This window comes from Ferrovibrio sp. (assembly GCF_965278975.1).
Classification (GTDB): Bacteria; Pseudomonadota; Alphaproteobacteria; order Ferrovibrionales; family Ferrovibrionaceae; genus Ferrovibrio.
In genome coordinates, this window is sequence record NZ_OZ257126.1 from 4,307,915 (window position 1) to 4,319,188 (window position 11,274).

Below are 11,274 nucleotides of genomic sequence, written 5' to 3' on the forward strand. Positions count from 1 at the left end.
CATCACACCAGCCGCGCTTGCTCCAGCGCCGCTTTCACGAAGCTGGCGAAAAGCGGATGCGGCTGGAACGGCTTGGACTTCAGTTCCGGATGGTATTGCACGCCGATGAACCAGGGGTGGTCCGGGAATTCGACGATTTCCGGCAGCAGGCCATCGGGCGACATGCCGGAGAAGACCATGCCGCACTGCTCCAGGCGATCACGGTAGGCGGTGTTGACCTCGTAACGGTGGCGGTGGCGTTCGGAGATTTTCACGCCGCCGTAGATTTCCGCCACGCGGCTGCCGGGCTTCAGCGCCGCATCATAGGCGCCGAGCCGCATGGTGCCGCCGAGATCACCCGCCTTGGAGCGAGTTTCCAGCTCGTTGCCGCGCATCCACTCGGTCATCAGGCCGACCACGGATTCCTGGCAGGGGCCGAATTCGGTGCTCGACGCGCCATTGACGCCGGCAAGATTGCGCGCCGCCTCGATCACCGCCATCTGCATGCCGAAGCAGATGCCGAAATACGGCACGCGGCGCTCGCGCGCGAAGGTCGCCGCGCGGATCTTGCCTTCCGAGCCGCGTTCGCCGAAGCCGCCCGGCACCAGGATGGCATGCACGCCTTCCAGCGCCTGCACGGCGGTGTCGTCACGCTCGAAGATTTCAGACTCGATCCACTCGATATTGACCCGCACGTTGTTGGCGATGCCGCCATGGATCAACGCTTCCGCCAGCGACTTATAGGCATCCTTGAGGCCGGTATACTTGCCGACGATGGCAATGCGCACTTCGCCTTCCGGCGCCACCACGCGGCGCACGATGTTGTGCCAGGATTCAAGCTTCGGCGCGGCATCGGCGGCCAGGCCGAACGCCTTCAGCACCTGCACATCAAGGCCCGCCTCGTGATAGGCCAGCGGCGCGCGGTAGATGGTATCGACATCCAGTGCCGGGATCACCGCCTCTTCGCGCACATTGCAGAACAGCGCCATCTTGCGGCGGTCGGAAACCGGAATCTCACGGTCGGCGCGGCAGAGCAGCAGATCGGGCTGGATGCCGATAGAGCGCAGTTCCTTCACCGAATGCTGCGTCGGCTTGGTCTTCAACTCGCCCGAAGCCGCGATATACGGCACCAGGGTGACATGGATGTAGATCGCGGCGCCGCGGCCGACTTCCAGGCCAAGCTGGCGGATCGCTTCCAGGAACGGCAGGCTCTCGATATCGCCGACCGTGCCGCCGACCTCGACGAGCATGAAGTCGACCTTCTCGTCATTGTCGTCGCGGACGAAATCCTTGATCGCGTCGGTGACATGCGGGATCACCTGCACGGTGCCGCCGAGATAGTCGCCGCGCCGCTCCTTGGTCAGGATGGTCTGGTAGATGCGGCCGGTGGTGACGTTGTCGCTCTTGCGCCCCGGCACGCCGGTGAAACGCTCGTAATGGCCGAGGTCGAGATCGGTCTCGGCACCGTCATCGGTGACGAACACCTCGCCATGCTGATACGGGCTCATGGTGCCCGGATCGACGTTGAGATAGGGGTCCAGCTTGCGCAGCCGCACGCGATAGCCGCGCGCCTGCAGCAGGGCACCGAGTGCCGCCGAAGCCAGACCTTTGCCAAGCGAGGAAACCACGCCGCCGGTGATGAAGACGTACCGCGTCATGGGCGTCCTGTATAATCAAAAGCGGCGGCTGGCGGAAGCCTTGTCCGCAGCAGCAATCGCTAAATTTAAGTGACGGGTTTAAGCTGCTTTCTCAATCACTTACTGAGAGAGCGGCACGGCCGGGCGGCTCGGCTGGGCGGGCGCCGCCGGAGCCGAGGTGCCGGGCTGGTCGAGAATCGAGCGCGAACGGGACGGCCCGCCGGCGAGAATCGCCAGGATGATGCTGGTACCGATGAAGCAGGTAGCCAGGATCGCCGTGGTGCGGGTGAGCAGGTTGGCCTGGCCACGGGACGAGAACAGGCTGCCGCCACCGCCGCCGCCAATGCCCAGCGCGCCGCCTTCGGAACGCTGCACAAGGATGACGCCGATCAGCGCCACGGCCAGCAACAGGTGCACCACCAGGATAAACGTAATCATCTCGTCCTACTCCGCATCGGACCCGGCAAGAGGCCGTTCCGGCGGGGCTTTTACACCAGCCGCCGCCTGGGGGGAAGCCCCCTCGCCATAGGCGTGGACGCAGCCCCAGGGATCGGAGACCCGCCATTCGCCGTTTTCGGCCTTTTCCGCATAGAGCGGCCCGACCGGCACCTTGCCATGTCCGCCGGGGATATCAAGGATATAGGTCGGCTGCGCCAGGCCGGAAAGCCGGCCGCGCAACCGCGCCATCAGCGCCTGCCCCTCTTCCAGCGGCACGCGGAAATGGCTGGTGCCACGGGCGCGGTCGAGATGGTTCAGGTGGTAGGGCTTCACCCGCGCGGTCAGCATGGCGCGGAACAGGCCGGAAAGCGCCGCCTCGCTGTCATTCACGCCGCGCAGCAGCACGCTCTGCCCCAGCAGCGGCAGGCCGCCATCGGTGAGCAGCGCACAGGCCTGCCGCGCTTCGGCTGAGAATTCCCGCGCATGGTTGGCATGTATCACCACATAGACCGGCTTGGGGCCACGCAGGGCCTCCACCAGTTCCGGCGTGATACGGCCAGGATCGACCACCGGCACGCGGGTATGGATGCGGATGATGCCGAGATGCGGGATGGCGTTCAACCGCGCGATAACATCCTTGAGCCGCCGCGCCGACAGGATCAGCGGATCGCCGCCGGTGAGGATGACCTCGAAAATCTCCGGCCGCGCTGCGATGTAATTCAGCGCCGCATCCAGTTCGTCGCCGGTGAGGCCCTGGTTGCCGGGACCGACCGTCTCGCGGCGGAAGCAGAAGCGGCAATAGACCGGGCAGACATTCACCAGCTTCAGCAGCAGACGGTCGGGATAGCGATGCACGATGCCGGGCAGCGGCGAATGTGTTGCATCACCGATCGGATCGGCGAGTTCCTCCGGCGCCTCATGCAATTCGGCGATACTGGGATCGAATTGCCGCGCGATGGGATCGGCATCGTCGCAAGGATCGATCAGGGCGCGGATATGGGGCGTCACGGCGACGGCAAACCGCTCGGTCACGCGCTTCAGCGCGGCCAGGTCGGAATTGCTGTCGAGTTCGTGCGCGCCCAATGGCTTCAGCCCTTTGCCGCGATAATAGGCCAGAAATCAGCCGCCTTGAGGCTGGCGCCGCCAACCAGTGCGCCATCCACTTCCGCCACTGCCATCAGCGCCTTGGCATTATCCGGCTTCACCGAACCACCATAGAGGATGCGGAAGCCGGCGCCATCATCGAAACGCGCGCGCAGTTCCTGGCGGATCAGCGCATGCACCTCGGCCACCTGCTCCAGGGTCGGGGTGCGGCCGGTGCCGATGGCCCAGACCGGCTCGTAGGCGATCACGGTATTGCTGGCGGAAGCGTCATCGGGCAGCGAGCCGCGCAACTGACCGGCAACAACCTTCAGCGTCTCGCCGCCATCACGCTGTGCCAGGGTCTCGCCGAGGCAGACGATGGCAGTAAGGCCGGCGCGGTGTGCCGCCGCCGCCTTGGCCTTCACGGCGGCGTCGGTCTCGCCATGATCGGTGCGGCGCTCGGAATGGCCGACGATCACCATGCTGGCGCCGGCTTCCTTCAGCATCTCGGCGGCAATGTCGCCAGTATGGGCGCCGCTGGCCTTGGCATGGCAATCCTGGCCGCCGACCGCGATGCCGCTGCCGGCGAGCCAGCCGGCAAGTGCTGCAACCAGCGTTGCCGGCGGGCACAGCGCCAGATCGGCCACCGGCTTTTCGGCCCGCACCCGCTCGGCCAGGGCACGCGCCTCGGCCTCGCCCGCCGCAAGGGCGCCGTTCATCTTCCAATTGCCGGCAATCAGCGGCTTCCGGGCCTGGCTCATAAGGGCTCACTCCTGCTCAAAAAAACCGCGTTTCTCTAGCATCTTCCGGGCAAAAGGCAAAGCCCGCACGGCTTGCCCCGCCCCGCCTCGCCCTTTAGTATCCCGCGACTTTTTAATTTCCCAAGTTTCGGGTGGTACATGCTTGCACAGATGCGCAAAGGCGCGGGTTCCTGGGTTGCGAAGATTCTCATGCTGCTGCTGGTGATCAGCTTCGGCGCCTGGGGTATCGGCGACTATGTCCGCAGTTCCAATTCAATCCCGCCGGTGGCCAAGGTCGGCCGGCAGGAGATTTCCGCCGCGGAATTCTCCGATGCGCTGCGCCGCGAGAGCCAGCAGCTTTCCCGCCGCCTCGGCACGTCCATGACCCGAGAGCAGATGCAGCAATTCGGCCTCGACGAGAGCGTGCTGAACGGCCTGATCGCCGCCCGCGCCTATGAGCAGCAGGCGCAGAAGCAGGGGCTCGCCGCCACTGCTGGCGTAGTGCGCGACTACATCACCCGGGCCGATGCCTTCAAGGGCACGAACGGCCAGTTTGACCGCCTGCGTTACGATACCTTCCTGCGCAACGAAGGTTACTCCGAAGCTATGCTGGTGGAACTGGTGCGGCGCGACCTGCTGCGCGAACAGCTTCTCGGCAGCCTGCTCTCCGGCATCGAAGCCGTGCCGACGCTCGCCATCGACAGTGTGCTGGCCTATCGCCTGGAAACCCGCACGGCGGATTACATCCGGCTCGAAACCGCCAAGCTGCCGGCACCGGCGGCACCCACCGATGCCGAGATCGAGGAATTCTACAAGGCCAACGCGTCGCGCTTCACCACGCCGGAGCGCCGCGATGTCGCCTGGGTTGCCTTCACCCCGGCAACGCTGGCAGGTGAGATGGCGGTAAGCGACGAGGAAATCACCGAGGAATACGAGGCGCATAAGAGCGCCTATGTCGAACCCGAGCGGCGCCAGGTGCAGCAGGTGGTGTTCGATAATGAGGAAGCCGCCAAGGCGGCACGCCAGGCCGTGCTGGGCGGCGAGGATTTCCTCGCCATGGCGCAGCGTACGCGGCAACTCAAGGAAGCCGATACCTCCCTTGGACTGGTACAGAAGGAACAGCTGCCGCCCGATCTCTCGGCGCCGGTCTTTGCCCTGGCGCAGCCGGGCGTTGCCGAGCCGGTGAAGAGCGCCTTCGGCTGGCATCTGTTGCGGGTCACTGCCATCCAGCCGGGCAAGACCACCACGCTTGCCGAGGTGAAGGACCAGCTGCGCCAGCAGGTGGCGCTGCACAAGGCCAGCGATGCGCTGCTCAAACTGCGCCCGCAGGTGGAGGACATGATCGCCGGCGGTATGCCGCTGGCGGAGATCGCCAAGACGCACAAGGTCACGGTCTCGACCCAGGCCGGCCTGGATGCGCGCGGCAGCGATGCCGGCGGCAAGCAGATCGAAACCCTGCCGCAGACCCAGCCGGCTTTCCTCACCGAAGCCTTCCAGCTTGCCGAGAAGGTCGACCCGCTGATCCTCGATCAGAATGATGGCGGTTTCCAGTTGCTGCAGGTGACCGCCGTGCAGCCTTCGGCGCTGAGGCCGCTGGCTGACGTGCGCGAGCAGGCCAGTGCCGCGGTGACCACCGCGAAGCGCGGCAAGGCCGCCGACCAGATGGCATTGCAGATCGCCGAGCGGCTGCGTGCCGGCGGCGACCTGCTGAAGGAAGCCCAGGCCCTGAACCTGGTGGTGCAGACCACACCGCCCTTGAGCCGTGGCGGCCAGCCTGCCGACCGCGCCTTCTCGCCCAGCGTGGTGAGCCTGCTGTTCAGCGCCAAGCAGCCCGGCGAAGTGGCTGTCGGCCCGGCAAGTTCGGGCGGCGATGTGATCGTTGCCCGCCTCAGCCGCATCGTGCCGGCGGATATTGCCGCTATGGCGGCGCAGCGTGACCGCACTGGCCAGCAGCTTACCCAGGGCCTCGTCGGCGAACTGGAAGAACGCTACCGCAAGCAGGTCGAAGCCAGTCTCGGCGTATCGGTCAATGCGGCGGCGCGCCAGCGCGCGGTCGCTTTCTAAGCGGCAGTCCGGCGCATGAAGCTCACGCCCGATTACGCCGCCTTCGCACAGCGCTACATGGCCGGCGAGGCCCAGGTGCTGTCCACCACGCTGGTGGCGGACCTGGAAACGCCGGTCTCGGCGTTCCTCAAGCTGGGCAATGGCCGGCCTTTCGCCTCGCTGCTGGAATCGGTGGAAGGTGGCGCGACGCGTGGCCGCTATTCCATCATTGGCCTGAAGCCTGACCTGCTGTGGCGCTGCCGGGGCGGCAAGGCGGAGATCAACCGCCGCGCCCGCTTCGACGCGGAAAGCTTCGAGCCCTGCCCGGAGCCCGCCCTGCCCGCGCTGCGCCGCCTGCTAGCCGAGAACCATATCGACCTGCCGCCGCATCTGCCGCCGATGGCCGCCGGGATCACCGGCTATATGGGCTACGACATGATCCGGCTGATCGAGCCGCGCGTGCCGGATGCCAATCCCGATACACTCGGCCTGCCCGACGGCCTGCTGATGCGGCCTACCCTGATGGCGGTGTTCGATTCCGTGCTCGACGTCATCACCCTGGTGACGCCGGTGCGCCCGCAGGCCGGCATGGATGCCCGCGCGGCCTATAATCTCGCCTCCGAACGCCTCGCCGATGCGGTGAGCGACCTCGACCGTCCGCTCGGCGCGGTGCGCGACCAGATCGCCGATCTGGAAGCCCTGCCCGAGCCGCAATCGAACATGTCGCCCGAGGACTACATGGCGATGGTGGCGAAGGCGAAGGAATACATCGCCGCCGGCGATATTTTCCAGGTAGTGCTGTCGCAACGCTTCTCGCTGCCCTTCCGGCTGCCGCCCTTCGCGCTCTATCGTGCGCTGCGCCGCACCAACCCGTCGCCGTTCATGTTCTACGTCAACCTTGGCGGCCCCTGCCTGGTTGGCTCAAGCCCTGAGATCCTGGTGCGGCTGCGCGACAATACCGTCACCGTCCGCCCCATCGCCGGCACGCGCAAGCGCGGTGCCACGACCGAGGAGGACAATGCGCTGGCGGCAGACCTGCTGGCCGATCCGAAGGAACTGGCCGAGCATCTGATGCTGCTCGACCTGGGCCGCAACGATGTCGGCCGCGTGTCGCAGATCGGCAGCGTGCGTGTCACGCTGCGCAACACCATCGAACGCTACAGCCATGTGATGCATATCGTGTCCAATGTCGAGGGCAAGATCCGCCCTGAACTGGACGCGCTGGACGCGCTGTTCGCCGGCTTCCCGGCCGGCACGGTTTCCGGTGCGCCGAAAGTGCGCGCCATGGAAATCATCGACGAACTGGAAAGCGTGCGGCGCAGTTTCTACGCCGGCGGCGTCGGCTATTTCTCCGCCAATGGCTCGATGGACACCTGCATTACCCTGCGCACCGCGCTGGTCAAAGATGGCACCATGTATGTGCAGGCCGGCGCCGGCATCGTTGCCGATAGCGACCCGATGTCGGAACATGTCGAATGCGTCAACAAGGCCAAGGCGCTGATGCGTGCCGCCGAGGAAGCCGAACGCTTCGCGCAGGGCGGCAGCCGGGGACAATAAGCCAGAATCTGGAGGCAGCATGGCAACCGCGTTCAAGACCATCTGGGCGCGTGCCGCCAAGCGCAAGGGCGGCGACAAGGCATTGCAGGCGCTGCTGCCCAAGGCGGCGGACCAGAAGGCACTCGCCAAGCTGGCCGATGACCGCGTGCTGGCCGAAATGACCAAGCGGGTTTTCTCCGCCGGCTTCGTGTGGCAGGTGATCGACGCGAAATGGGATGGCTTCGAGGCCGCCTTCCTGGATTTCCAGCCGAAGAAGTTGCTGCACAAGCCCGATGAATTCTGGGAGAAGCTGACCTCGGATACGCGCATCGTGCGCAACGGCCAGAAGATCATGACCGTGCGCGCCAATGCGAAATTCGTGCTCGACATCGCCGCCGAACATGGCAGCTTCGGCAAATTCCTCGCCACCTGGCCGGTCGCCGATCAGGTCGGGCTGATGGAACTGCTAGCCAAGCGCGGCGCACGGCTCGGCGGCAATACCGGGCAATACCTGCTGCGCTTCCTTGGCAAGGACGGCTTCGTCACCTCCAACGATGTGATCACCTGCCTGCGCGATGCCGGCATCGAACTGAGCCAGACCGCCTCGTCGAAAAAGGACCTGCGCAAGATCCAGGATCAGTTCAACGCCTGGGCCAAGGAATCCGGCCTGCCTTACATGCATGTCTCGCGTGTCTGCGCCATGTCTGTCGGACAAAACTACGATACCGAGACATTGAAGAAGATGCGCGGCGACGAATAGGACTGGCGCGGCGGCGGACATCTGCCTAATTTGCCTTATGTCTTCAGAAGCACCAGAAGATGCCGCCCTGCTCTGGGAGCAGCGCGGCATCGCCGCCCGGGACGCCAAACGCTACGATGAGGCCATGCGTTATTTCCGCGCCGGCCTTGCACTGGCCGACCGCCCGATCTCCTGGCTCGGCCTCGCGCTTTGCCTTGCCCGCACCGGCCAGCATGACGAAGCCCGCGAATGCTTCGAGAAAGCCCGCGCGCTGGCGCCCAATTCCGGCGTGATCCGCCATCTGGCGGATGCAGCGGCCGGCGCCAATCCGGCGCGGATGCCAAGCGCCTATATCGCCTGGCTCTACAACACCAACGCCGCCGATTTTGATAACGAGATGGCTTCGCTCGCCTATCGCGGCCCAGATATGCTGCGCCAGCTCGTCACCCGCATCTGGCAGCCAGAACAGAAACTGGCTCTGCTCGATCTCGGCTGCGGCACCGGCTTTTCCGGCCTGCCGTTCAAGCCCTATGCCGCCACCATGGATGGCGTCGACATTGCCCAGCGCATGCTCGACCAGGCGGCTCGCGGCGGCAACTACACCCGCCTGTTCTGCACCGATGCCCATGTCTTCCTGCAACAAACCGATCAGCAGTATGACGGCATCCTGGCCGCCGAGATGCTGAACTATGTCGGCGACCTGACCGAACTTTTCACCCTGATGGCGGCGGCGCTCAAACCCCAGGGGCAGATTTTCGTCACCACCGAACGCGACCTGACGCCACCAGCAGACGCGCCGGGCTATCGGCTGGCGCCAAGCGGACGCTATCAGCATGACGAGAACCATATCCCCGTGGTTGCCGCCCAAGCGGGCCTGATGGTGGCAGACCGGGTAGACGAACCTCTGCGGGTGGAAGCCGGCCAATTGGTGCCAGGCACCGCCTACCGGCTTTGCCACAAAACATGATCTGACGCCGCACCAGCGAACCGGGTTTGTTGCCGCGCAATATTCCCGCTGTCGGAATTTACGCTGGCTTTATCGGCGGTTTACATTAGATAATCAGCATCTAGGAAGAATTCCTACGGACGGACCTCACCCATGCGCTTCGCCGAACATATCGACGAGCCCGATCTGCGCTGGCTCTATCTATACTGGCTGAAGCGCAAGGCCGGGCGTTTCCCGCCGCCGCGCGACCGCATCGACCCGGTGGATCTGCGGCATCTGCTGCCCAGCCTTTTCGTCATTGAAGTGGATCACGAGCAGGAGCGTTTCCGCTACCGGCTGGCCGGCAGCGATGTGGAAAGCCTGGTGCTGACCAAACTGCATGGCCGCTGGCTGGATGAAGCCGTGATCAGCCCGTTGCGCGAATTCTTCGATGAAAGCTTCTGCATCTCCGCCTTCCAGCGCAAGGTGCATTTCCGCCGCAACACGCTGCATCTGGCAGGCCGGCCCTATATCCGCTACGCCCGCATCCTGCTGCCGCTGTCCAATGACGGTGAGAAGATCGACCACCTGCTTGGCTGCATCAAGATCGACCAGCGTTTCTCGCGCGGCAATCCCACTGCCGTATCGGAAAGTGAAATCACCATCGCCGATATCGCCACCTTTGAACTCGACGCCTATGACGACGGCGTGATCGCGCCGAAGTAAGGTTCAGTTCGAGGCAATGCGCTCCGGGTTGCGGTTGCGCAACACGGTGGTCACCGGCACCAGGCTGAAGCCGCGCGCCTTGGCATCCTTTACCCAGCGTTCCAGCGCATCCAGCGTCGCGCCATGCGGATGGCCGATACCGATGGCATCGCCGTTGGCACGCGCGATACGTTCCAGCGCGGCAAGCTGTGCGGCAACGCCACCCGACTGGCGTTCGTCATCCAGGAACAGGTCGCGTCCGGTAGCGGCAAGACTGCGCTTATGCGCCAGCGGCAGGCCGGTGGAATTCGGCCCCGTATGGCTGTCGAGCCAGAAGCGGCCACGGCGCTGCAATTCCTCCAGCACGATAGCCATGCCACGCGGATCGGCGGTGAAGCGGCTGCCCATGTGATTGTTGACACCGGCATAATCGTCGAAGCGGTCAAGCGCCCAGTTCAGCCGGCGGCGCAGTTCGCCCTCTTCCATGCCGACATAGAGCGCGTTCGGGCCGGGATCGTTGCGCTTGGCATCCAGCGGCTCCATCGGCAGGTGCAGCATCACCTCATGGCCCTTGGCGCGGGCCGAGGCGCTCTGCTCCGAGAGTTCGTTGGCATAGCTCATATAGGACAGCGTCAGCGGACCCGGGATATTCACCGCGCGGGCCGAATTGCGCCGATCAAGGCCCATATCGTCGATGACGATGGCGATATAGGGCGGCTTGGCATCCAGTGGCGCCGGCACGGCAAGCTGGCGCCAGCGCTCGGTGCCAGGCAGTGGCGCGGCATGGTTGGCCGGCGGCACGAAACTTTGCGGCGGCACCGGCAGGGCTGCCGGCTTGGCCGCTTTGGCAGCAGCGGCAGGCGGCGCGGACGGCAAGGCGGCGACCTGCTGCGGTGCGGCTAGTTGTGGCGCCACGTCTGCCGGCTTCGGCAGTTCGGCCTGCCCCAGAGCCGGCACTGGCACTGGAACAGCCTGCTGCACTGACTCAGGAGCGGTCCCAATGGCAGGCATCGGCAATACTGGCGGCGGAGGCGGCGCCAGGGCCGGCCGTTCCTCGTTCTCCGACGGCAAACCGCGCGGGTTCCAGCCAGCCGGCAGATGCAGGGTAGCCTCGGCGGTGCGGTTCTCGGGCAGCGCGACCTGCGGTTTGGCTATGGCCTGCGGCACCACACTGACCATGCGCGGGGCCTGGTTCTGCACCGGCATCACCGGGCCGCCCAGCATGGTACCAAGCACCACACCACCGCCCAGCAGCAGGAAGGCGCCGCCCCATAGCGACCAATGCGCCAGCGCGGCAAACCGCGCCGGCTTCGCCGCCGCCGTTGCGCTATTCCCCAGCGGCGCACCGGGCGCGACCCGCGCCATGGTGGCGCCATAAGCATTGGCAACATGGGCGGGTGAGCCGCCACGCGGCTGATCCTGGCGGCGCAGCCGCAGACCATCACTCAT

At 65.4% G+C, this 11,274-nt stretch carries 10 protein-coding genes; 5 read left to right on the top strand and 5 right to left on the bottom strand.

The window, feature by feature from the left end:
• Nucleotides 1–2: 2 nt before the first annotated feature.
• The 4 genes from ACQY7X_RS20770 to tpiA all read right to left on the bottom strand — a co-directional run bounded on the left by ACQY7X_RS20770 (nt 3) and on the right by tpiA (nt 3,898).
• Nucleotides 3–1,637: a CTP synthase gene (locus ACQY7X_RS20770; RefSeq protein WP_428247402.1), complete on the bottom strand. Its 1,635-nt coding sequence runs from the start codon at nt 1,635–1,637 to the stop codon at nt 3–5.
• A gap of 99 nt (nt 1,638–1,736) precedes the next feature.
• On the bottom strand, nt 1,737–2,054 hold the full coding sequence (secG, locus tag ACQY7X_RS20775; RefSeq protein ID WP_428247403.1) for a preprotein translocase subunit SecG: 318 nt from the start codon (nt 2,052–2,054) through the stop codon (nt 1,737–1,739).
• A 6-nt stretch (nt 2,055–2,060) separates the two neighbouring features.
• Complete coding sequence (locus ACQY7X_RS20780) at nt 2,061–3,137, bottom strand: lysine-2,3-aminomutase-like protein (RefSeq protein WP_428247404.1); 1,077 nt, start codon at nt 3,135–3,137, stop codon at nt 2,061–2,063.
• Nucleotides 3,138–3,142: 5 nt separating this feature from the next.
• Nucleotides 3,143–3,898 (bottom strand): triose-phosphate isomerase, encoded by a 756-nt coding sequence (gene tpiA / locus ACQY7X_RS20785; protein ID WP_428247405.1) that lies wholly within the window; start codon nt 3,896–3,898, stop codon nt 3,143–3,145.
• 150 nt (nt 3,899–4,048) lie between these two features.
• Between tpiA and ACQY7X_RS20790 the strand changes: the two genes are divergently transcribed.
• The 5 genes from ACQY7X_RS20790 (at nt 4,049) to ACQY7X_RS20810 (ending at nt 9,846) form a co-directional block, all read left to right on the top strand.
• Nucleotides 4,049–5,941, top strand: coding sequence for a SurA N-terminal domain-containing protein (locus tag ACQY7X_RS20790; protein ID WP_428247406.1), 1,893 nt, complete (start codon nt 4,049–4,051; stop codon nt 5,939–5,941).
• Between the two features lie 15 nt (nt 5,942–5,956).
• Complete coding sequence (trpE, locus tag ACQY7X_RS20795; RefSeq protein ID WP_428247407.1) at nt 5,957–7,477, top strand: anthranilate synthase component I; 1,521 nt, start codon at nt 5,957–5,959, stop codon at nt 7,475–7,477.
• A 19-nt stretch (nt 7,478–7,496) separates the two neighbouring features.
• Nucleotides 7,497–8,216, top strand: a complete 720-nt coding sequence (locus tag ACQY7X_RS20800; RefSeq protein WP_428247408.1) for a DNA-3-methyladenine glycosylase I — start codon at nt 7,497–7,499, stop codon at nt 8,214–8,216.
• Nucleotides 8,217–8,253: 37 nt separating this feature from the next.
• Complete coding sequence (locus tag ACQY7X_RS20805; RefSeq protein ID WP_428247409.1) at nt 8,254–9,162, top strand: tetratricopeptide repeat protein; 909 nt, start codon at nt 8,254–8,256, stop codon at nt 9,160–9,162.
• A gap of 132 nt (nt 9,163–9,294) precedes the next feature.
• The gene (locus ACQY7X_RS20810; RefSeq protein WP_428247410.1) at nt 9,295–9,846 is read left to right on the top strand and encodes a PAS domain-containing protein; all 552 of its coding nucleotides are present in this window, start codon (nt 9,295–9,297) and stop codon (nt 9,844–9,846) included.
• Between the two features lie 3 nt (nt 9,847–9,849).
• On the opposite strand, the gene ACQY7X_RS20815 is transcribed toward ACQY7X_RS20810, so the two are convergent.
• Entirely contained in the window at nt 9,850–11,274 is a 1,425-nt protein-coding gene (locus ACQY7X_RS20815) for a divergent polysaccharide deacetylase family protein (RefSeq protein WP_428247411.1), read from the bottom strand.

Coding starts and splice junctions, on each gene's coding strand:
- ACQY7X_RS20770 (WP_428247402.1), bottom strand. CDS start 1,637: ATGACGCGGTACGTCTTCATCACCGGCGGCGTGGTTTCCTCGCTTGGC.
- secG (WP_428247403.1), bottom strand. CDS start 2,054: ATGATTACGTTTATCCTGGTGGTGCACCTGTTGCTGGCCGTGGCGCTG.
- tpiA (WP_428247405.1), bottom strand. CDS start 3,898: ATGAGCCAGGCCCGGAAGCCGCTGATTGCCGGCAATTGGAAGATGAAC.
- ACQY7X_RS20790 (WP_428247406.1), top strand. CDS start 4,049: ATGCGCAAAGGCGCGGGTTCCTGGGTTGCGAAGATTCTCATGCTGCTG.
- trpE (WP_428247407.1), top strand. CDS start 5,957: ATGAAGCTCACGCCCGATTACGCCGCCTTCGCACAGCGCTACATGGCC.
- ACQY7X_RS20800 (WP_428247408.1), top strand. CDS start 7,497: ATGGCAACCGCGTTCAAGACCATCTGGGCGCGTGCCGCCAAGCGCAAG.
- ACQY7X_RS20805 (WP_428247409.1), top strand. CDS start 8,254: ATGTCTTCAGAAGCACCAGAAGATGCCGCCCTGCTCTGGGAGCAGCGC.
- ACQY7X_RS20810 (WP_428247410.1), top strand. CDS start 9,295: ATGCGCTTCGCCGAACATATCGACGAGCCCGATCTGCGCTGGCTCTAT.
- ACQY7X_RS20815 (WP_428247411.1), bottom strand. CDS start 11,274: ATGAGTGATGGTCTGCGGCTGCGCCGCCAGGATCAGCCGCGTGGCGGC.